This window comes from Comamonas koreensis, assembly GCF_021026195.1.
Lineage (GTDB): Bacteria > Pseudomonadota > Gammaproteobacteria > Burkholderiales > Burkholderiaceae_C > Comamonas > Comamonas koreensis.
The window spans coordinates 197,474-215,551 of record NZ_JAJNCT010000021.1; the positions used below are offsets into that span (position 1 = coordinate 197,474).

An 18,078-nucleotide genomic window follows, 5' to 3' on the forward strand; every position below is an offset into this window, starting at 1 on the left:
CGCATCACCAACGCCACCACGCATAAGGACGCAACACCATGGCATTGCCCCGCAAACTCAAAAACTTTGCCGTCTTCAAAGACGGTATCAGCTACCTGGGCCAGGTGCCCGAGCTAACCCCAGCGGTGCTCACCCGCAAGATGGAGGACTACCAAGCTGGTGGCATGGGCGGCCCGGTTAAACAAGACTTTGGCATGGACGCGTTGTCCATGGAATACAAGATGGCCGGCTGGGCCGATGGTAGCCACAGCGGCTTCGGTGCTGTGCGCCACGATGCCACCATGCTGCGCTTCTCTGGCGCCATCGATAACGAGGACACCGGTCAGGTGGATGTGGCGGAGATCGTTGCACGCGGCCGCATCAGCGAAATCGACAAGGGCTCGGCCAAGGTAGGGGAGGCCACCGAGCACACCTACAAGATCGAGCTGAGTTACTACAAGGAAGTGCTCAACGGCCAAACCATCGTCGAAATCGACTTTGTGAACATGATCGAAGTGATCGACGGCGTAGACAACCAGGCCGCCGTGCGTGCCGCGCTGGGCGTTTAAACCGCCAACCCTACGCAGCTTTGCCAAGCTGCTGGGCGTACCCCGGAGCAGGGCCGCCCAGTTCCAACAGCGGGCCGCGCATCACACCGTGCGCCCGCTGTCTTTTTGATAACCCGGAGAAGAACATGCAAACAGCTGAGCAAAACCACCAGGCCGATGAAATTCTGACGGCCGAAGACGCGATCAATCAGGCATTGGGGGAAGAAGTCGTCATCAACGGCCGCCCTGCGCGGCCGGTGGAGCTGCAGGAACCTATCAAGCGTGGTGAGCAGGTGATCGACAAGGTGCATGTGCGCAAGCCACGAAGCGGAGAGCTGCGCGGCGTCTACATGGAAGAGCTGCTCAGGGCCAAGACCGATGAAATCTTGAAGGTGTTGCCCAGGGTGACGGTGCCGCCGCTGCTCAAGCATGAGGTCGAAAACCTTGATCCCTACGACCTGGTCGTGTTTGGGATGGCGTTGGTAAATTTTTTCGCACCGAAGACGGAGATGCCGTAGCGATACCCCCAACCGTAGAAGACGCCATCGCAGATGTTGCCTACCTTTTTCACTGGCCCTTAGAGAGTTTGGAACGCATGGATCTGGCGGATTTGATGCGCTGGCACGGCCTGGCCGTGCAGCGGCATAACGCAGCACACGCCCTTCCAGAATGAAAGCGTTAAGATGCACCCCTATGGATACCCTCATCACCGTTTCACTCGCAGCCCTGGGCTTGTCAGCCGTGGCCGCCGCTGTGGTCATGGCCTTGCGACTGGCGGGCATGTTGGGCGGTGCAATAGTGGGGCGTTCGATGCGCAACAGTGGATCCACCTGTGCGCCCTTGAATGCGCCCACAACGCTGCCCACGCCAGAGCAGCAAACAGCGCTGGCCGAGATAGAGCGCATCAACGCTGCAGTGCGCCGCTACGACGAGGCCATGGCCGCCAAACCCTAAGCGCGCAGCCGGCGCAGGTGGTGCGCCATGGCTGAGAAATTACGCCTAGAGGTACTGCTGGCAGCCGTTGACAAAATCTCTGGCCCGCTACGCAATATCGCCACCGGCAGCAAGGCCACGGCGCAGGCTGTGGGAGCGACAGAGCTAGCCATAAAGAAAATGCAGGCCCAGCAGCAAATGCTGCAGCGCCTGCAAAATGCCGCCCCGGCCGTCAACCGCCAGCGCCAAGTATTGCGGGTGATGAAGGAAGAACTCGCCTTGATGCAGAAATCAGGGCAGGCCTCCACCAAGCAGATTGCAGACCAAGAGCGTGCTATCACCAAGCAGACGGCCGCCTATGAGCGGCAGCGCGCTGCCGTGATGCGCCTGCGCTCGGACGTGAGCGCGCTGGGCCTGGGCAAAGTATCTCAGGCGCAAGCCACCCTGGCCACCAACATAGCCAGCGCCAATGCGCAGATCGACGCGCAGCGCCGCAAGATGGAGCAGCAGCGCAAGGTGGAAGAGCGGCTGGTAGCTCTCAAAGAAAAGCACGCAAAAAGCATGAAGCATGGCGCCATGGTCACCGCTGCCGGCGCCGGCGGGCTTTATGCGGGGCAGCGCATGGCGAGCCGTTCCTTTGAATCCATGAAGGCCGGCGCCGACTTTGAGCAGACGCTCAGCAAGGTGCAGGCGCTGACCGGGCTTGACAAGGCCTCTGAGCAAATGCAGGCCATCCGCATGCAGGCGCGCAGGCTGGGCGCCGAGACCATGTTCAGCGCCACCCAGGCCGCAGAGGGGCAGGCGTTTTTAGGCATGGCCGGGTTCAAGCCTGATCAAATCATGGCGGCCATGCCTGGTGTGCTGGACATGGCCAAGGCGGGTGACTTGGAGATTGCGCGGGCGGCAGACATCTCGTCCAACATCTTGCAAGCCTTTCGGATGCAGGCCGAAGAGATGGGCCGCGTGTCCGATGTGTTGACCAAAGGGTTCACCAGCTCCAACGTGACCCTGGAGATGCTGGGCAACACCATGACCTACGTGGCCCCCATCGCTACCGAGTTTGGGGCCAGCATTGAAGACGCCACCGCCATGGCGGGGCTGCTGGGCAATGCCGGTATCCAAGGCGAGAAAGCGGGCACCGCCTTGCGCTCTGCCTTTACCCGCTTGGCCAAGCCTCCAAAAGATGCCGCTAAGGCGCTTGACGCCTTGGGCGTCAAAACCATGGACAGCGCGGGCAATATGCGCCCCATGGTGGAGATCCTGGGCGAAGTGGCCAAGCGCACCGAGAAGCTGGGCAACGGCAAGCGGCTGGGAATCATTGCCGAGATTTTTGGGTTGGAGGCTGCATCGGGTGGTGCATCGCTGTTGAAAGAAGCCACCGGCGGCAACATCGAAAAGTACACCGACATTCTGAAAAACTCGCAGGGCGCCGCCGCCAAAACCGCCAAGACCATGGCGGACAACTGGCGCGGCAGCATGGACGAAATGTCCAGCGCCTGGGACGATGTGAAGATTGGCCTGTTTGAGCAAAACGCCGATAGCCTGCGCGCCCTCACCGATACCGTTACGGAGAAAATCCGCGCAGTAGGCAGCTTTCTCAGCCAAAACCCCATGCTGGGCAAAGCCATCTTTTGGGCAGCCATATCTGTCACGGTGCTGACCACGGCGGTGGGCGCCTTGCTGGTGCCCGTGGGCCTGTTCTTGGCCAAAGGCTTTTTGCTGCGCTTTTTGCTGGCCCGCTTGGGGCTCAGTTTTGCCGGCATGGCCTTGGCCGGTGGCAAAGCCAGCGGTGTCATGGGGTTGCTGGCCCGAAGTGGTGGCGCCGTAGCCAGCATGTGGGGCTTGGCAGGCAGGGCCGTGGGCGGCGCGCTGGGCTGGTTTACGAGGATCGGGCAATGGGTGGGTAGTTTGAGCGCCTACATTCCTACCGTGTTGCGCTTTGGTGCCACCTTTGCGCGGCTGCTTGGCCCCATTGGCCTGGTGATCACTGCAGCCACCATGCTCTACCAGCGCTGGGACGATGTAGTGGGCGGCGCAAAGCTGCTTTGGGAAGACCTGACCTCTGCCATTGGCAGCGGCCTGCAGGCTGTCATGGGGCTGACCAGCCAGTTTTTTAACGCAGGCGCCAACATCATTCAGGGCCTGGTCAGCGGTATTACCAGCCGCGTTGCGGCCGTGCGCGATGCCGTGGGCGAAGTGGCCAGCAGCAGCATTGGCTGGTTTAAAGAAAAGCTGGGCATCCACAGCCCGAGCCGCGTGTTTGCGGAGCTGGGCGGCTATGTGGGTGAGGGCGCAGCGCAAGGTATTACTGGCAGCTCTAGCTTGGTGCGCACTGCGGCGCTGGGCATGGCGGCGGCCACTCTGGTGCCGATGGGTGCCATGGCGTTGCCGATGGGCGGCATGCTTCCCATGCTCCATATGGCGAGCATGGCGGCTGCGTCTCCGGCCGGTGGGGCTGCTGCTGGCAGCGGCGCCAGTAGCTACACCATCAACATCACCGTGCAGGGTAACGCCAAGGGCGATGAGATTGCCACCGCCGTGCGGGCGGAGCTTGAGCGCTTCGAGCGGCAAAAGGCCGCCCGCCGAGGCAGCAGGCTGACGGACATTGACTAGGAGTAAGCAACCATGATGGCAGCCCTTGGCCAATTTGTATTTGGCCTCTCGACCCTGGCCTACAACGATCTGCAACGCAGCCAGGAATGGCGCCACCCCAGCAGCAGCCGGGTGGGCGACCGGCCGGCGCGCCAGTATGTGGGGCCAGGCGATGACAAGATCACGTTGACCGGCCTGCAGGTGCCCGAGTTCATGGGCGACCGCAAGGCCCTTGACCGTTTGGCCGACATGGCCGATGCAGGCAAAGCCTACAACCTGTGCACCGGTACCGGCGAGGCGCTGGGCGCATGGGTGATTGAAAGCCTCAACACGACACGCAGCGTTTTCATCCGCGAAGGTGCCTCGCGCAAGATCGAGTTCACGCTGTCCCTGGCCCGAGTGGATGCGCAGCAGGTTGACCCGTCTGGCGGCCTGGACACCGGGCCGGACGGTGGCGCAGGTGACAATGATTGGTACGGCGGCGATCCCTGGGATTGGTGGCTGAATGGTGACGGGGAATGGTGGTAGCCCATGGCAGACGCAACCCAACAACCCGAAGCACTGGACGCCGGCAGCGAATACCGCCAGCCCACCTACCTGCTGACCATCAACGGCCAGGACATCACGCCCAAAATCAATGGCCGCTTGATCCGCATCGCGTTGACAGAGAGCCGGGGCGAAGAAGCCGACCAGCTCGATGTGGAGCTGAGCGACCATGACGGAAAGCTGGCCATTCCGCCCAAGGGCGCCACTGTGGCCCTGCGTTGGGGCTGGGTGGGCCACGGCCTGGTGGACAAGGGCGAATACACCGTGGACGAAGTGGGCCACGACGGCGCGCCGGATGTGCTGAGCTTCCGCGCCCGCAGTGCGAACCTGGGCAAGGGTCTGCGCAGCCGCACCAGCCGCAGCTGGCACGGCACTACCCTGGGCCAGATCGTGCAAGACGTTGCCAAGGCCAATGGGCTAGAGGCCAAGGTGGGCGCAAGCCTGGCCAGCAAGCCCGTGCAGCACATCGACCAGACCAACGAAAGCCCGGTGCATTTTCTGACCCGCATAGGCCGCCAGCATGATGCAGTGGCCACGGTCAAAATGGGCGTGCTGCTGTTCCTGCCAATCAACGGCGCAGCGACTGCCAGCGGCAAGGCCATGCCCGCCGTTGTGCTGACCCGCCGCGCCGGCGACCGGCACAACTACAGCAGCTCGGAGCGCGATAGTTACAGCGGCGTGCGGGCGTACTGGGGCGACACCAACAACAGCCAGCGCCGGGCAGCAATCGCGGGCACTGAAACCAATTTGAAAACCCTTAAAGACACCTATGCCACTGAGGCCGACGCGCTGGCGGCCGCGCAGGCCGAGATGGGCCGTATCGTGCGCGGCAAGGCTACGCTGCAGATTAGCCTGGCTATCGGCCAGCCGGCGCTGGCGGTGCAAACGCCCGTCAAGGTCAGCGGCTTCAAACCCGAGATCGATGGGGAGGATTGGTTGATTAAGACGGTGACCAGCGAGCTGAGCGGGGACGGAGGGTTTACCACCGAGCTGGAGATGGAGCGGAACGGGGAGGGGGATGCACCAACGCGCACAAATGACCCTGATGATGTTTCCGCCGATGACGAATAGCAAGACAAGAAAAAAGCCACTTTAGAGTGGCTTTTTCCGGTAGCTTATGGCGTGGGGCCTAGAATTTTAGGCAGCCAAGTGGCGAGCACGGGGATAAGTTGGCTGAAAACGACAGCACCAACTACCCATTTAATGATGGTGGATGTTGAGGTAGCTACGGTAGTCTTGACGGCCTCAACGTCAGCCTTGGTGGCAAAGTGGCGGGCGAACTCTTCTTGCTTTTGCAAGATAAGTGCCGAGCTTTTCTCAAGCGCAACAAGTCGCTCGCTAGTCTTCTCGGCAAGGGTTTCAAGTTTGGCTACGCGTTGCTCCATATCCCCATTATCTGGGGGCTCAGTGCCCGAAGGCAAGGAGTCCTTGAAGCGATCAAAGAGGGGATGAACGTTGTTACCGCTCATGTAAGATCCTTAAGCGTTTTCAAGTATTCCGAAATGTAGCGCATGCCCTCTGCATTATCGACGTCGCCAATTGAGGACATGACTTGAGAGAAATACTCTTCACGTGATAGCACGCCTTTATCAAACAACATTTTTAGCATAGTGCCTTGCGCACTAGCTACAACTGCAAAGTGGGCAGCAATGAATACCTTCATCTGCATGTCGTAATCATCGGAGTCTGTTGTCATTTTTTAGTCCAATATGGAGTCGTACAAAACGCCGGATTCGAGTAGTTCAGGAAGATGCGTCTCCGATACGATGTAGCAGCCCTGTACTCTGGCCTTAGCCACTTTAGCAGGGCCTGCATTGGGGCCTGCACACACGAACACCAATCGCTGAGTAACAGTTTTAACCACAGCGAGGCCTGCGGCAGCGGTAGCGGTTTCGAGCTCAGCCCGGCGAGCAGCGCCGAAGCCGGTAAACAAAATTTGCGGCTTGTTCGCTTCTGGGGCTGATATGTCCGGCTTGGGAGGTGGATGTTGGAACGGATCGGAAAGCAATGCCTCGCACCCATTCAGGTACCGGGCGATGCGATCTTTACGAAAGGTGCGGGGAGCACCGTTGGCTGCAACATCGTAGCCGGTGATGTAGTGACCTTCTTCAGCCCAGCGATCCAGCGCTCGTGCTTTGCTTTCACCCGATGAATTGACGTAGACGAACTCCAAGAATTGCATGATTCCCCTCTGAGTGGTTTGCTTGGATGCGGGTTAAAAGCGCCGACCATTCCACCCGTAAACCACCATGCCGCAGATCCGCACCTCGTGGCCGCCGTTCAGAATGTCGGTCTGCTTGATCGCCGGGTTGTCGCTGCTGATCTCGTACCTGCCGTCAATGCGCTGTCTCACTCGCTTGATGAACAAGCGTTGGTGCGCCTCCAGGACATACACCCCATCGGCGTCAACTGAATGGATATCGGTATCCACAAGGGCAAAGTCACCGCTTTCCAGGGTGCCGCGCATGCTATCGCCGTAGGCATGCACCAGGCGCAACGCTTCGGGCCGGCTGCGCGGCAGGTTCATCTGCACCCAGGTTAAGGACACGGGCACATCACCCATCACCACATCTGCGGCCAGCGCTTCGCTGCCTGGGCCCATGCTGCCGGTGGCGCTGAGCAGCGGAATGTAGAGGGTGTCTTCTGAATGTGCCGGTGTCGGGGCTGGGCCGGTGAGGGCGTGACGACTGGAAGCTAAAACATCCTGGCCTTCTGCTGCCCGCTTGCCGGTGATGATGAATTGAACATCCATCCCGGCATCAGCTGCATGAGACAGAAATGCAGCAGGGGGAGAGTTGTCCCCCCTCGCCCAGGCATAGATGGTGCCTTTCGCGTAACCCTTGCCAATGTCAGAAAAATAATCGGCCTTGAGGCTAAGGCGCTCAAGTTCGGTTCGTAATCTTGAACCGATTCCTTTAGCTAGGCCGGAATCCTCAACTGATTCAGTTTCTTTTTTTGAATTCATTGTTGCTTTGTTCGGAATTCTGAACTATCATTCAGCCGTAACACCAAATTACGTCCTGTAGAGGGATGGTACACGACACCGCCGTAGGCGGGGAGGCTTGGCAGATGGCATACAAGAACCCGGATCACGCACGCACGGCCAAGAAGACCGTGCGGTTTCGCCCAGAGGATTGGGCCATGTTGGAAGTGATGGCCCTGCGCCTGAAAACCGAACCGGCCACGCTTGTCTACGACATGACCATGCGCCGGGTGGACACCGAGCTGGAGGCCTTGGGCCTGGGCGACATGCACCACCAACACAGCGCCGGGGCCGCCTGCTAATTGGCGGCACCCGCACAACAAGAGCGGCAATGTTCCATGCAGCTTCCCATCGAGCAGATCGGCTACAGCCCAGAACAGCTTGCAAAGCTGGAGCGGTACCGCCACGCGATGCAGCTGCCAAGCATTGAAGCGGCTATAGAGCAGCTCAACCGCAGGCAGTTAGACACCATGGTGGCGGCCATGACCGGCAAGCGGCCAGGCCCGCAGCTGGCAATCAACAACACAACGGCAAAAGCCGGGAGCGCAGATGACAACAGCAACAATCCAACGTGAGCGCCTGACGCAACTGGCGCGCGGCCGCAAGCCGGGCGCCCTGGTGGCCAAGGCAGAGCAGCCCGTCAAGAAATTGACCAGCATGCGCCTGTTCGAGCGCGAAATGCAGGAGGCCGACGCGCTGGCCGGCGTCAAGTGCTGGAACCGTGGCTTTTTCCTGCGCACCGTGTTTTTGATGGGCTGGCAAAAGCTGCAGGCCCAGGAAGACCAGCTGCAGTATTTCTTCGCTAGCGGCGTTGACGAGAAGCCCCCAGGTGAAGCGGCCAAGCACCCCAACGTGCTGGCCGGTCTGCGCATTTTCCCGTCTGAGCAACAGAAGGCCATGCAGATGGCCCACAGCCTGGGCCTGGAGCATGCAGCGCCGTTCCTGCGCTTTGTCTACCTGCTGGGCCTGCAGCAATACAAGCAGCAGCGCGGCCAGGTGCAATTTTTTGCCAAGCAGTGAGCGGCTATTGAGCGGCTCAAAAGTGGCTATATCGACTGCACAAAGGCACACCATGATGCACACCACAGCAGAACAAAAGGCATTGCACAAGGCGGTGCTGAAAACGGCCGAGGCCCGCAAGCCACGCGGCAACCACACGGGCCGCCGCCTGCGCATGGAGGGCACCCGCATGGAGTGCCCCCACTGCAAGGCAACCTGCGAAATCCGCACCAGCAAGCCGGTCAGCGCCACGATGCGCGAAACCATCTACCAATGCACCAACGTGGAATGCGGCCACACCTTTGTGGCCACCACCGAGATTGTGCGCACGCTGAGCCCCAGCGCCACGCCTGACCCCACTGTCAACCTGCCGCTGTCCACGCATGTGCGCCGCGACATGATGCGCGTGGTACTCGACAACGCAGGCGAGGCGGCCCATGACGCGCTGTACACCCAGCCGGTGACCGGCGATCTGTTTGCAGGCGACAAGCCGGCAGGCGCTAGCAGCTAGCGCCCGAGCCGCTCAATAGCGGCCACCCCCACCACCAACCCCAACCAATTTTTGCAAGGCCTGCGGGCCTGGCAGGGGCTTTTTTTGCCAAAAAAACCTTGGATCACCAAATGCGTACCTTCCAAATGACCTACCTAAAAGACGGCGAGCAAAAGGCCCGCTGCATTCTGGCTTCCGGCATTGGTGCCGCCTACGACCGCGCATTCGATTACTTTGAGCGCATTGGCTGCCAGCGTGGCGGCTGCACCGTGTATTTGGCTTGAGGTCAGCGGAATGAAGCAAGACAAGGCCGAAGCCAGCGCAGTGGCAGCCGCATTGCCCTATGGCCTGCGCAAGCTGCCTGTGCGTGATGTGCGGCAGATGCAGTACCTTGCGCCTGAGCTTGACCTGTTCCCCAAGGCGCCTGCGCGCGCCGAATTCGTCGGCCCACCTGAAAAGGGCATTCCACGGCGTGAACGTGCGCGCTTTATGAAGAACCGGGACTTCTTTGTGGAGAAGGCCAGCCGGGGCATGTACGCCGGCGCGGACCATGCCGAGTGGGCAAGCATCCCCGTGTCATGGCGCGTCATGATGTTGATGGCGGGCGGCATGGGCGACATGAACACCATCGACTACCTGGCTGGCCGCAGCTGGCAGGAGATTCCGCCCGCTGAGCGCGAGGCAGTGAAGTTCTTCATTCGTGAGGCGAAGCGCCTATTTGGCAGACTGCACGCGCTGACCTTGCGCACGGTGGAGTAAGCGCACCATGCCGGCAATCCTGCGCACCCTGCCCACTGCTGGCCTCTCTGATTGGGAGGCCAACAAGCCGCGCATGCAAATGGTTCAACACCACCTGCAGCGCGTGCTGGAGGCCGCGCCGAAGAGCTGGCAACAGGCTATCCGCACCCAGCTGGGTGGCGGCATGTTGGTCGATGAAAGCCTGGAGGCCCCGCCCGAGTGGGCACAAGCTTGGGACAAGCTGCAGCAGATCGCTGGCTTTGATGCGCGCTATGGGAATGCATCGCGTCTGAATCTCAGCGATTTTGAGATCTGCACCTGGGCCAAGCGTCTATCGGGTGCCGTTGGCGAGTTCCTGGCCAGCTGCCAAGCTGCCGGCATGGCCACGGGTGCCCGTGAACAGTACCAAGCCCTGGTGGTGATGCTGCGTGGTACGGGTGCGCTGTCCGATGAAGACCTGGATAGCCTATTTAAATTTCAGCATTCGGACACGCAAGAGGATTGGGAAAAGAAGGTAGCTGCGGCTATCGAGCGAGCCTGTGATGGCGCATGGTGGCGCCGCAAGCTGCGCCGCCATGTGGCGCGCGTGGTGGAGGCAGGCGCCATTCGCCTGGGTCTGGTCAATGTGGCCAGGGGCCGTTACATCAGCCACGACGGCCTGCAGCGCCGCCAAGCCCAGATCAAGCGCAACATCGATGTGCTGACTCGCAGCCTGTACCGCAATGAGGCGGGCCAGGTGTACACACTGGCCGAGCTGGCGGCCCTGGGCACTGCCAACCCCACTGTGCGCGGCGGAGAGCTGATGACACGCATTCGCGGGGCCGAGGAGTACGCCGACAGCCATGGCCACTTCGGTCTGTTCATTACCCTGACGCTGCCCAGCAAGTACCACCCCGTGGCATTCAGTGGCGGCAAGACTAGGCCCAACGAAAAGTACCAGGGCGCCACGCCGCGCGATGGCCAGCAGTGGCTTTGCAACACCTGGGCCAAGGCCCGTGCCCAGCTGGGCCGCAAGGGCATCAAGATTTATGGTTTGCGCGTGGCAGAGCCGCACCACGACGGCACACCACATTGGCATGCCTTGCTGTGGACTGAATCCCTGGAAGATGCGCAGCAGCTCGAAAGCACGCTGCGCCGCTACTGGCTCAAGGAAGACGGAAACGAGCGCGGCGCCCAAGAGTACCGGGTGTGCATCAAGCGCATGGACAAGGGCGGTGCGGCGGGCTACGTGGCCAAGTACATCGCCAAGAGCGTTGGCCACATTGCTTTGGCAGACCACCAAGACCTGGTAAGCGGCGAGCAGATCGCCATGAACTTCGGCGCCGAAGAAAGCCAGGGCCACCAGCGCGTGGACGCATGGGCTGCCTGCTGGGGTATTCGCCAGTTCCAAACCATTGGCATGCCGAGTGTGACGGCCTGGCGCGAGCTGCGCCGCGTCAGCCATGACCAGCTGGAGCTGTTCGCCAAAGAAGGTGACCAGTTGACCATGCGCGCATACCGCGCCTGCCACCGCCATGGCGATATCAAGGCTGATTGGCGCGTGTTCATGGAGGCCATGGGCGGCCACGCCCGCCGCCGCGACGATTGGCACCTAAAAACCGTCAACCGCATGGTCGAAGACGGCCAGGTCAACAAATACGGCGAAGAAGTAAAGGTGGGTCGCATCGTCGGCCTGACGCCGCGCAAGGGCCGCATGTCGGGCCGCTGGCTGGTGAGCCGCCGCATTGCCTGGGTGCCTGTTGCTGGTGAGTCCAGCACGCATGCATCCCATGACTTTGACGCCGCCAAAAACGGCGATGCAGCAGAACAAGCGCAGGGCACTGGCATGGCAGGTGCCCGCGCGCCGCAGGCGCGCGCTTGGACTGGTTTCAATAACTGTACGGCCCGCATCACCGGCGAGCTGCGCCGGGCCATTTTGGGCGTCAGCGAGCGCGAAAAAGCGCCTACCTATCCCCAGGAAACCATCGACTACTTCCGCCGCCTACGGCAAATGGAGGCCCAGCAGTGAAAACCACCACCGCCAAACCCACCCAGGCGGGCCGTCGCATGCGCGCCGTCAGCCCAATGCTGCAGCAGGCCCTGGATGCAGGCCGCCGCGTGTGCGACGACATGCAGGACGGCCCAGAGGCCCGCCAAGCCATGAAGCGCGAGATTTTGGAGATTGCCGACACCGACGAGCGCCTGCTTGTTGGCTTGGTCGCAGGCCTGACCCACCCGCGCCTAAAGCGAGCCGATTTTTCCACCACCACAACCCAGCAACCAAAGGAGTAAGTGCCATGAACGCAAAACGCACCGAGCCCCGCACCCACACCTACCAGCGCAAGCCTGGCGCCTATGTGGGCACCGGCCACGACGCCAGCCATCTGGCCGCAGTCTTCGCGGCCGAGCGCGAGCGCCTGGCCACCGAAGCAGCCAAGGTCAAGCGCCGCCGCAAGCCCAAGGCCGAAGCCTTGGCTAACCCCGACGAGAACCCCAACCAGCTGCGTCTGGTGGGCTGAACACATGTTGATCAAGCCCGCCTACTACAACGAAATCGACAAATTTGCCGCGCAGACGCTGCGCAATCTCATCGCTGCGGGCCACATCGCCCCCGGTGATGTGGACGAAAGGAGTATTGAAGATGTTCACCCCGATGACCTCAAGCCCTACACCCAATGCCACTTCTTCGCAGGCGTTGGTGTTTGGTCCTACGCCCTCCGCGCCGCTGGCTGGCCAGATGACCGATCTGTTTGGACCGGTTCCTGTCCTTGCCAACCTTTCAGCCAGGCAGGCCAAGGCTCTGCGTTTGATGACGAGCGGCACTTGTGGCCAGCCTTCCACCACCTCATCAGCGAGTGCCGCCCTGCAGCAATCTATGGAGAGCAGGTTGCAAGCAAGGATGCAGACCCTTGGCTCGACCTTGTACACACTGACATGGAAGCCCTGGGTTATGCCTTCGGGGCGGTTGCGTTCCCGTCTGCGGGCGTCGGTGCGCCGCACATCCGCGACCGAACCTACTGGATCGCAGTGCGTGGAGCTGGGCGGCGTTTGGGTGCCGGTGGTGCTGCTGTCGGGCTGGCGTACACCCAACACAGTGGACGCGAAATTGGGCAACCGCCTAGGGCCGGGGCAAGTGCAGCTTTGTCATCAGGTGCTGCTGTCCGGCTGGCCAACAGCCACCAGCACGGACGGGCTGCGTTGTCCCTCGATCGAGGCCACGACCAAGAACATCACCTTGAACCATGCAGCCAACTTGGCGGGCTGGCCCACGCCTCAGGCACGCGACCACAAAGGCGCGAATCTGCCGGGGAACGATCTGGCGCACAACTCCAGACCGCTGAACGAAGTGGCGCGACTTGCGGGCTGGACAACCCCGAGCGCCTCGGACTCGACCAGATCGGGGAGGGGGATAACGGCGGGAATGACGGGCAGCTCCCTGGCCCAGCAATGCAAGGAAGCGCAGGGCCCGGCCCGGTTAACGGCCTCTGGCGAGCTGCTGATTGGCTGCTCTGCCGGGATGGAAAGTGGCGGCCAGTTGAACCCGGCACATTCCCGCTGGCTCATGGGGCTGCCGCCCGAGTGGGACGCCTGCGCGCCTACGGAAATGCCATCAACGCGCAAGCCGCGCAAACCTTCATTGAAGTCACGCAAGACCTGATCTGACCACCATCGAAAGAACAAACCATGATTCAAGCAACCAACATCCAACCCATGCGCAGCTACCGCGCATTCGTCTATCCCGTAACGGCCAGCACCTGGGACTTGGAAGGCGAGGAAGGCAACAAGCTGCTGCAGTTCGTGCAGCTCAAGGCCGCCAACAGCGAAGACGCTGAGGCGAAGGCCATGTGGGTGACCGGCATGAACGTCTACACCGTTGAGCGTAAGGACTGAGCCATGCCAAAAACCATGCATGTGATTTCTGTGAGCGGCGGCAAGGACAGCACAGCTGTGTTGCTGCTCGCTCTTGAGCGGTGCCCACCGGGCAGTGTTCTGCCGATCTTCTGTGACACCGGCAACGAACACCAGGCCGTCTATGACTACCTGGACTATCTGGAATTGGCGCTGGGGGTGAGCATCACCCGCTTGCGCGCAGACTTTAGCCGTCAGCTGATGGCCAAGCGGCTTTTTATCGCTCGGGATGTGCGCACCGGCCGCGACAAGGCAGGGCGTCGGTTGCGTTGGTCTAACAAGGCAAAGCGCCGCGCCTTGTCCGTCATGTTCCCGAGTGGCAACCCTTTCCTCGATCTGTGCATGTGGAAGGGGCGATTCCCCAGCCGCATGGCTCAGTTCTGTACCGAAGAACTCAAACGCAACATGGCGGTTGGCTTTCAGCTCGATTTGATGGAGGCCGGGCACCGGGTTATCAGCTGGCAGGGAGTTCGCCGGGATGAATCAGCGCGCCGCAGTAATGCGAAGAAGGCCGAGCGCGTAGCACCGGCTCTGCGGATCTTCCGACCCATCGTTGAGTGGACTGCGGCCCAGGTGTTTGAGCTGGCCGCTTCCAGGTCGGTACAACCTAACCCGCTCTACCTGCAAGGAATGGGCCGCGTGGGTTGCATGCCATGCATCAACTGCCAGAAGGATGAACTTCGCCAGATTGCTGTGCGCTGGCCAGCGCATCTTGAGCGAGTGGCCGAGTGGGAGCGCAAGGTGAGTATGTGCTCTAAGCGCGGGTTCTCTACCTTTATGGCTGATGCCCATGGCGCACGCGACAGGCGCGAGATTTTCAGCGACCTGAATATCTGGGCGCGCGTTGAGTGGGCCAGGACAACCCGAGGCGGCAAGCAGTTTGACCTGCTCGCCCAGCTGGATGAACCAAACACCTGCGCATCGGCATATGGCCTGTGCGACCAAGCCTGATAGGAGACAGCAAGATGCAGAAAATCACCATTCAGCCACGCAGTGCCGGCAAAACATCCAGCATCCGCGCCGCCATGAGCGCAGCTGCGCGCTTGCTGCGCAAAGCCGGTTACACCTGGGAAAACGGAGAGTGGAAGGCACCAGCACGCCGATTAATCACGATCTGGGCGCGCAATAGCGGCTTCGACCTGATGAGTTTTCGTGATGAATGGGCGCGTGCCATGGCGGTAGACAGTCGAATGCCAGGCCTGCGCCTGATCGACCTGGCAGAGGTTCAGGCTGAGTCGGTGCCAAACCTAACCCCGAGTGCAATCGCTGCAGCTGTTTGCCAGCGAGTGGCTGAACTCGATGACCGCAGTAGCCCGGCAGATTGGCCAGAGGCAATGCTGGTAACGGCAGAAGAACTGCAGGCGATCCTGCTCGAGGAACTTGCAGCAGCCTTGCCAGTCCCCCAGGCCAAGCCCGCTGATGCGCTGGATGCAGCCCAGGAAGGCAGCAAGCAATGACGAAACTGCACAGCCGCGCCATGAAGAGTGGCCTCTACCGCAAGGCGGCGCCGATGATGGCGCTGATGGTGCGCAAGAACATGGAGGCCGAATACACCAGCGTTGGGCTGCACTGCGTGCAGGCCGATCACCAGTCAAACCAGACCGAGCTGCTTGCCCGCCTGGCCTACCTGCTTGGGATAGGCGCAGAGATTGCGCGAGCCATCCCGGTGGCCGGAGACAACCGGCCAGGCCTGCACCAGGCGCTGGCCACCGTGGTGGGCATGGCGGTCGACGGGCACCGCTGGGATTCCAGCTGGGGCGCCCAGTTGTCGCATGCCGTCGATATCAGCATTGATCTGTTCTGTAGCTACCGCAACCTGGCAAGCCAGTTTGAGCCTGGAGCGCGGATGCTGGCGGACGATGTGATTGCGGGGAAGGTGCGGGCCGATGTGATCCGGCCCTTGGAATTCCCGAACGGGAATGAAATGGCATAAGTGGTGGGCCTGGCCGCTGAATATTCCCGCTCGGGAATACCAGCGGAATCAACGAAGCGTAAACAGGGAGATATGGCCATGGGCATTTACCGCATGAACAAAGAAGAAGTACTGGCAGAAATGGACGTGGCCGAAATGACGCTGCGCAACCTGATCGAGAATCACGGATTCCCACACCCGCGCAAGGCTGGGCCGCAAAAGCTGTTTTGGCTGGTCAGTGAAATTGTGACCTGGCTGGAGAGCTGTCCTAAAGCTTGGGGCGGGGATGCCGGCGAGAGTTCTCTCACGAAGCCTGCATAATCGATCAACACTTTAGTGGAACGGATCAAATGACAGTGATTGATGAAGTTCGCAATTTGACTGATCGCCAGCTGTTGGCGCTTGTTGCTGACGCATGCGGCGCTAGCCGATATCCAGAGACTGGCGATTGGGAATACTTCTACATCAGGCAATCGCAGGAGCGAGGGGGTGATGGGTTGGAATTTGAGGCGTGGAACCCGCTGGAGGATGATGGCGACGCGCTGCGGCTAGCTGTTGGCTTGAATATTCACATTGAACAAAATACAGCATTCAGCCGTGCATGCGCGCTCTGGTATGGGCAGGGAGTCTTGCGCGATGAGTTGTTTGAACCATGGGGCAATGATAAGTTTGCAGCGACCAGGCGCGCCATAGTGCTTGCTGCCGCTGCAATCCAGAGCCAGGCTACGAGTTAGCCAAAACCATCTGCACCGGGGCCGCATAGTCGGCCCACTCTTGCATAATCACCGCCCTTTTTTCCAGCATATCGCCGCGTCTATACGCGGCTTCTGTTTTTGTGTCGATGGCATGCGCCAAGCACAGCTCTATCGCATCGCGTGGATGGTGCGTGCATTCCCCGGCCCAATCGCGGAATGTGGAGCGGAAACCATGCGGCACGGCCTCGGGGTAGTGCCGGCGCATCACCGCAGTAAGGGACATATCGGATAGCATGCCGCCGCGATTGGAAACAAACACCAGGTCATCCGGCTCGCCTGGCTTCAATTGGCTCAGCATGGCAAGTGCCTGCGCAGGCAAAGGCACGCGGTGAAGGCGTTTGCTTTTCATGCGTTCAGCGGGCACAAGCCATAGGCCAGCAGATAGATCTAGTTCTCCCCAGCGCATGCCGCGCAGTTCACCGGATCGTGTCGACGTCAGGATGAGCATCTGCAGCGCGCGGGCGCTTTGGCCTTTCACACTGCAAAGGCGCTGGTAAAAATCAGGCAGGGCGGCGTAAGGCACGGCGGGGTGGTGCTGAACGGGTGCCACCTTGTTGGGGTTCGCTAGAACGTGTTCTAGCAAGCCCTTCCATTTGGCAGGGTTAGGCCCGCTGCGGTGACCGTGGACGGTTGACCAATCAAGGATTTGCTCGATGCGCCCGCGCACTCGCGTGGCTGTTTCCGTCTTAGTCTTCCAAATTGGCGACAGGACACGCAGCACATGCGCCTGTTCAATGTCTGCCACGTTCAGATGGCCAATGACGGGGAAAGCGTAGGTTGCCAGTGTGCTGCGCCACTGGTTGACGTGCTTTAGATTGCGCCATGTACTCTCATGCTCTTTGATAAATTTCTCTGCTGCCTGCTCGAATGGCATCTGGTAGGAGGCTGCAAGGCGGGCGGCCTCACGTTCAGCGGCCCGCGCACGCAAGGGATCAACGCCAGTGTTCCGCAAGGTGAGGGCTGATCGGGCGGCATCTCTGGCAGCTGCCAGCCCCACAGCGGGATAGCTGCCCAAGCCCATGCGCTTACGCGCCCGGTGGTGTGTGTACCGATAGACCCATGAACGAGAACCGCCGATGATCTGCAGATACAGCCCGGTTACCCCTCCAACTGCGTGTGCACCTTCTTCGCGTAGGCGAGAGACTTCCAAGGCAGTTTTTTCGAGAATGCGTTTGGGCATAGGACAGTTCCACAGGCCATCAGATGGGCCATAAAAATTTAGATTGGGGTAGTTAGGCGTTCCAGATAAATACTGTATATAACACCAGTGAACTGAGCGTAACACGTTGGAGAATATAGAGCAATAGGCCGCGAATGGGCATAAAAAAAGCACCCTCAAGGGGTGCTTTTCAGTGTTCTGGCGGAGAAGGCGGGATTCGAACCCGCGGTGGGCTATTAACCCACACACGCTTTCCAGGCGTGCGACTTAAACCACTCATCCACCTCTCCGCATGTTTTGTACGTTTTACGTCCTGTGGTGGCCAGGAAATAAAAAGCCAAGCGTGGACAGCTTGGCTGACAATTTCACCTGTTGACTGGCGGAGAGGGCGGGATTCGAACCCGCGGTGGGCTATTAACCCACACACGCTTTCCAGGCGTGCGACTTAAACCACTCATCCACCTCTCCAGTCGGTGAAGCGTGTATTCTAGCCTGAAATTTGGCGGCTTCCTGCAAAGAGGGTGGATGTTTGGAAAAAATGCAGCGCCGCCCGATG

28 protein-coding genes and 2 tRNA genes are annotated in these 18,078 nt (G+C 60.6%); 23 read left to right on the top strand and 7 right to left on the bottom strand.

The genetic code is table 11. From position 1 onward, the window contains the following. The first annotated feature begins 38 nt into the window (after window positions 1-38). The 7 genes from LPW39_RS17025 to LPW39_RS17055 all read left to right on the top strand — a co-directional run bounded on the left by LPW39_RS17025 (window position 39) and on the right by LPW39_RS17055 (window position 5,669). Window positions 39-548, top strand: coding sequence for a phage major tail tube protein (locus LPW39_RS17025; RefSeq protein WP_230777963.1), 510 nt, complete (start codon window positions 39-41; stop codon window positions 546-548). 125 nt (window positions 549-673) lie between these two features. Further along, complete coding sequence (locus LPW39_RS17030) at window positions 674-1,045, top strand: phage tail assembly protein (protein WP_230777964.1); 372 nt, start codon at window positions 674-676, stop codon at window positions 1,043-1,045. A 26-nt stretch (window positions 1,046-1,071) separates the two neighbouring features. After that, window positions 1,072-1,200 carry a GpE family phage tail protein gene (locus tag LPW39_RS17035; protein ID WP_330166620.1) on the top strand — a complete coding sequence of 43 codons (129 nt, stop codon included), beginning with the start codon at window positions 1,072-1,074 and terminating at the stop codon, window positions 1,198-1,200. Window positions 1,201-1,220: 20 nt separating this feature from the next. Then, window positions 1,221-1,481 (top strand): hypothetical protein, encoded by a 261-nt coding sequence (locus LPW39_RS17040; protein ID WP_230777966.1) that lies wholly within the window; start codon window positions 1,221-1,223, stop codon window positions 1,479-1,481. A 27-nt stretch (window positions 1,482-1,508) separates the two neighbouring features. Beyond that, on the top strand, window positions 1,509-4,073 hold the full coding sequence (locus LPW39_RS17045; RefSeq protein WP_230777968.1) for a phage tail tape measure protein: 2,565 nt from the start codon (window positions 1,509-1,511) through the stop codon (window positions 4,071-4,073). Window positions 4,074-4,085: 12 nt separating this feature from the next. Then, the gene (locus LPW39_RS17050) at window positions 4,086-4,580 is read left to right on the top strand and encodes a phage tail protein (RefSeq protein WP_230777971.1); all 495 of its coding nucleotides are present in this window, start codon (window positions 4,086-4,088) and stop codon (window positions 4,578-4,580) included. A 3-nt stretch (window positions 4,581-4,583) separates the two neighbouring features. Next, the gene (locus LPW39_RS17055; RefSeq protein WP_230777974.1) at window positions 4,584-5,669 is read left to right on the top strand and encodes a contractile injection system protein, VgrG/Pvc8 family; all 1,086 of its coding nucleotides are present in this window, start codon (window positions 4,584-4,586) and stop codon (window positions 5,667-5,669) included. A 44-nt stretch (window positions 5,670-5,713) separates the two neighbouring features. Here the strand turns inward: LPW39_RS17055 and LPW39_RS17060 are convergent, their stop codons facing one another. From LPW39_RS17060 to LPW39_RS17075, 4 genes are read right to left on the bottom strand one after another with little or no spacing between them, the layout of a single operon-like run. Further along, window positions 5,714-6,067 carry a hypothetical protein gene (locus tag LPW39_RS17060; RefSeq protein ID WP_230777976.1) on the bottom strand — a complete coding sequence of 118 codons (354 nt, stop codon included), beginning with the start codon at window positions 6,065-6,067 and terminating at the stop codon, window positions 5,714-5,716. Continuing rightward, window positions 6,064-6,294 (bottom strand): hypothetical protein, encoded by a 231-nt coding sequence (locus LPW39_RS17065; protein WP_230777979.1) that lies wholly within the window; start codon window positions 6,292-6,294, stop codon window positions 6,064-6,066. The genes LPW39_RS17060 and LPW39_RS17065 overlap by 4 nt, the downstream gene beginning before the upstream one ends. Before the next feature lie 3 nt (window positions 6,295-6,297). After that, complete coding sequence (locus LPW39_RS17070; protein ID WP_230777983.1) at window positions 6,298-6,780, bottom strand: hypothetical protein; 483 nt, start codon at window positions 6,778-6,780, stop codon at window positions 6,298-6,300. A 33-nt stretch (window positions 6,781-6,813) separates the two neighbouring features. Further along, a complete protein-coding gene (locus LPW39_RS17075) occupies window positions 6,814-7,563 on the bottom strand; it encodes a S24 family peptidase (protein ID WP_230777985.1) in 750 nt (249 codons plus the stop codon). 104 nt (window positions 7,564-7,667) lie between these two features. On the opposite strand from LPW39_RS17075, the gene LPW39_RS17080 reads away from it, so the two are divergent. From LPW39_RS17080 to LPW39_RS17155, 16 genes are all read left to right on the top strand, one after another. After that, window positions 7,668-7,883 carry a hypothetical protein gene (locus LPW39_RS17080; protein WP_230777987.1) on the top strand — a complete coding sequence of 72 codons (216 nt, stop codon included), beginning with the start codon at window positions 7,668-7,670 and terminating at the stop codon, window positions 7,881-7,883. A 36-nt stretch (window positions 7,884-7,919) separates the two neighbouring features. Next, window positions 7,920-8,156: a hypothetical protein gene (locus LPW39_RS17085; protein WP_230777989.1), complete on the top strand. Its 237-nt coding sequence runs from the start codon at window positions 7,920-7,922 to the stop codon at window positions 8,154-8,156. Continuing rightward, complete coding sequence (locus LPW39_RS17090; RefSeq protein ID WP_230777991.1) at window positions 8,131-8,601, top strand: hypothetical protein; 471 nt, start codon at window positions 8,131-8,133, stop codon at window positions 8,599-8,601. The genes LPW39_RS17085 and LPW39_RS17090 overlap by 26 nt, the downstream gene beginning before the upstream one ends. 52 nt (window positions 8,602-8,653) lie before the next feature. Beyond that, window positions 8,654-9,091: an ogr/Delta-like zinc finger family protein gene (locus LPW39_RS17095; protein WP_230777992.1), complete on the top strand. Its 438-nt coding sequence runs from the start codon at window positions 8,654-8,656 to the stop codon at window positions 9,089-9,091. Between the two features lie 110 nt (window positions 9,092-9,201). Then, window positions 9,202-9,354, top strand: coding sequence for a hypothetical protein (locus LPW39_RS17100; RefSeq protein WP_230777994.1), 153 nt, complete (start codon window positions 9,202-9,204; stop codon window positions 9,352-9,354). A 10-nt stretch (window positions 9,355-9,364) separates the two neighbouring features. Next, window positions 9,365-9,829 carry a hypothetical protein gene (locus LPW39_RS17105; protein WP_230777996.1) on the top strand — a complete coding sequence of 155 codons (465 nt, stop codon included), beginning with the start codon at window positions 9,365-9,367 and terminating at the stop codon, window positions 9,827-9,829. Between the two features lie 73 nt (window positions 9,830-9,902). Beyond that, on the top strand, window positions 9,903-11,816 hold the full coding sequence (locus LPW39_RS17110) for a replication endonuclease (RefSeq protein WP_230777999.1): 1,914 nt from the start codon (window positions 9,903-9,905) through the stop codon (window positions 11,814-11,816). Further along, complete coding sequence (locus LPW39_RS17115) at window positions 11,813-12,079, top strand: hypothetical protein (RefSeq protein WP_230778002.1); 267 nt, start codon at window positions 11,813-11,815, stop codon at window positions 12,077-12,079. Before LPW39_RS17110 ends, LPW39_RS17115 begins: the two co-directional genes overlap by 4 nt. 5 nt (window positions 12,080-12,084) lie before the next feature. Beyond that, window positions 12,085-12,306 (top strand): hypothetical protein, encoded by a 222-nt coding sequence (locus tag LPW39_RS17120; protein ID WP_230778005.1) that lies wholly within the window; start codon window positions 12,085-12,087, stop codon window positions 12,304-12,306. A gap of 4 nt (window positions 12,307-12,310) precedes the next feature. After that, the gene (locus LPW39_RS17125) at window positions 12,311-13,450 is read left to right on the top strand and encodes a DNA cytosine methyltransferase (protein ID WP_230778007.1); all 1,140 of its coding nucleotides are present in this window, start codon (window positions 12,311-12,313) and stop codon (window positions 13,448-13,450) included. A gap of 21 nt (window positions 13,451-13,471) precedes the next feature. Further along, a complete protein-coding gene (locus tag LPW39_RS17130; RefSeq protein ID WP_230778009.1) occupies window positions 13,472-13,678 on the top strand; it encodes a hypothetical protein in 207 nt (68 codons plus the stop codon). 3 nt (window positions 13,679-13,681) lie between these two features. After that, complete coding sequence (locus tag LPW39_RS17135; RefSeq protein WP_230778012.1) at window positions 13,682-14,647, top strand: phosphoadenosine phosphosulfate reductase domain-containing protein; 966 nt, start codon at window positions 13,682-13,684, stop codon at window positions 14,645-14,647. Window positions 14,648-14,661: 14 nt separating this feature from the next. Beyond that, window positions 14,662-15,153, top strand: coding sequence for an adenine nucleotide alpha hydrolase family protein (locus LPW39_RS17140; RefSeq protein WP_230778014.1), 492 nt, complete (start codon window positions 14,662-14,664; stop codon window positions 15,151-15,153). After that, complete coding sequence (locus LPW39_RS17145; RefSeq protein WP_230778016.1) at window positions 15,150-15,629, top strand: hypothetical protein; 480 nt, start codon at window positions 15,150-15,152, stop codon at window positions 15,627-15,629. Before LPW39_RS17140 ends, LPW39_RS17145 begins: the two co-directional genes overlap by 4 nt. 72 nt (window positions 15,630-15,701) lie before the next feature. Beyond that, entirely contained in the window at window positions 15,702-15,929 is a 228-nt protein-coding gene (locus tag LPW39_RS17150) for a helix-turn-helix transcriptional regulator (protein ID WP_230778019.1), read from the top strand. 29 nt (window positions 15,930-15,958) lie between these two features. Next, window positions 15,959-16,342, top strand: coding sequence for a hypothetical protein (locus tag LPW39_RS17155; protein ID WP_230778021.1), 384 nt, complete (start codon window positions 15,959-15,961; stop codon window positions 16,340-16,342). Here the strand turns inward: LPW39_RS17155 and LPW39_RS17160 are convergent. The 3 genes from LPW39_RS17160 to LPW39_RS17170 form a co-directional block, all read right to left on the bottom strand. Beyond that, window positions 16,332-17,543, bottom strand: coding sequence for a tyrosine-type recombinase/integrase (locus tag LPW39_RS17160; RefSeq protein WP_230778024.1), 1,212 nt, complete (start codon window positions 17,541-17,543; stop codon window positions 16,332-16,334). The two genes, LPW39_RS17155 and LPW39_RS17160, sit on opposite strands and share 11 nt — an antisense overlap. Window positions 17,544-17,721: 178 nt before the next feature. Beyond that, window positions 17,722-17,812 (bottom strand) — tRNA-Ser (locus tag LPW39_RS17165). 87 nt (window positions 17,813-17,899) lie between these two features. Continuing rightward, window positions 17,900-17,990: transfer RNA gene (locus LPW39_RS17170), tRNA-Ser, on the bottom strand. Window positions 17,991-18,078 lie beyond the last annotated feature (88 nt).

Coding starts and splice junctions, on each gene's coding strand:
- LPW39_RS17025 (WP_230777963.1), top strand. CDS start 39: ATGGCATTGCCCCGCAAACTCAAAAACTTTGCCGTCTTCAAAGACGGT.
- LPW39_RS17030 (WP_230777964.1), top strand. CDS start 674: ATGCAAACAGCTGAGCAAAACCACCAGGCCGATGAAATTCTGACGGCC.
- LPW39_RS17040 (WP_230777966.1), top strand. CDS start 1,221: ATGGATACCCTCATCACCGTTTCACTCGCAGCCCTGGGCTTGTCAGCC.
- LPW39_RS17045 (WP_230777968.1), top strand. CDS start 1,509: ATGGCTGAGAAATTACGCCTAGAGGTACTGCTGGCAGCCGTTGACAAA.
- LPW39_RS17050 (WP_230777971.1), top strand. CDS start 4,086: ATGATGGCAGCCCTTGGCCAATTTGTATTTGGCCTCTCGACCCTGGCC.
- LPW39_RS17055 (WP_230777974.1), top strand. CDS start 4,584: ATGGCAGACGCAACCCAACAACCCGAAGCACTGGACGCCGGCAGCGAA.
- LPW39_RS17060 (WP_230777976.1), bottom strand. CDS start 6,067: ATGAGCGGTAACAACGTTCATCCCCTCTTTGATCGCTTCAAGGACTCC.
- LPW39_RS17065 (WP_230777979.1), bottom strand. CDS start 6,294: ATGACAACAGACTCCGATGATTACGACATGCAGATGAAGGTATTCATT.
- LPW39_RS17070 (WP_230777983.1), bottom strand. CDS start 6,780: ATGCAATTCTTGGAGTTCGTCTACGTCAATTCATCGGGTGAAAGCAAA.
- LPW39_RS17075 (WP_230777985.1), bottom strand. CDS start 7,563: ATGAATTCAAAAAAAGAAACTGAATCAGTTGAGGATTCCGGCCTAGCT.
- LPW39_RS17080 (WP_230777987.1), top strand. CDS start 7,668: ATGGCATACAAGAACCCGGATCACGCACGCACGGCCAAGAAGACCGTG.
- LPW39_RS17085 (WP_230777989.1), top strand. CDS start 7,920: ATGCAGCTTCCCATCGAGCAGATCGGCTACAGCCCAGAACAGCTTGCA.
- LPW39_RS17090 (WP_230777991.1), top strand. CDS start 8,131: ATGACAACAGCAACAATCCAACGTGAGCGCCTGACGCAACTGGCGCGC.
- LPW39_RS17095 (WP_230777992.1), top strand. CDS start 8,654: ATGATGCACACCACAGCAGAACAAAAGGCATTGCACAAGGCGGTGCTG.
- LPW39_RS17100 (WP_230777994.1), top strand. CDS start 9,202: ATGCGTACCTTCCAAATGACCTACCTAAAAGACGGCGAGCAAAAGGCC.
- LPW39_RS17105 (WP_230777996.1), top strand. CDS start 9,365: ATGAAGCAAGACAAGGCCGAAGCCAGCGCAGTGGCAGCCGCATTGCCC.
- LPW39_RS17110 (WP_230777999.1), top strand. CDS start 9,903: ATGCAAATGGTTCAACACCACCTGCAGCGCGTGCTGGAGGCCGCGCCG.
- LPW39_RS17120 (WP_230778005.1), top strand. CDS start 12,085: ATGAACGCAAAACGCACCGAGCCCCGCACCCACACCTACCAGCGCAAG.
- LPW39_RS17125 (WP_230778007.1), top strand. CDS start 12,311: ATGTTGATCAAGCCCGCCTACTACAACGAAATCGACAAATTTGCCGCG.
- LPW39_RS17130 (WP_230778009.1), top strand. CDS start 13,472: ATGATTCAAGCAACCAACATCCAACCCATGCGCAGCTACCGCGCATTC.
- LPW39_RS17135 (WP_230778012.1), top strand. CDS start 13,682: ATGCCAAAAACCATGCATGTGATTTCTGTGAGCGGCGGCAAGGACAGC.
- LPW39_RS17140 (WP_230778014.1), top strand. CDS start 14,662: ATGCAGAAAATCACCATTCAGCCACGCAGTGCCGGCAAAACATCCAGC.
- LPW39_RS17145 (WP_230778016.1), top strand. CDS start 15,150: ATGACGAAACTGCACAGCCGCGCCATGAAGAGTGGCCTCTACCGCAAG.
- LPW39_RS17150 (WP_230778019.1), top strand. CDS start 15,702: ATGGCCATGGGCATTTACCGCATGAACAAAGAAGAAGTACTGGCAGAA.
- LPW39_RS17155 (WP_230778021.1), top strand. CDS start 15,959: ATGACAGTGATTGATGAAGTTCGCAATTTGACTGATCGCCAGCTGTTG.
- LPW39_RS17160 (WP_230778024.1), bottom strand. CDS start 17,543: ATGCCCAAACGCATTCTCGAAAAAACTGCCTTGGAAGTCTCTCGCCTA.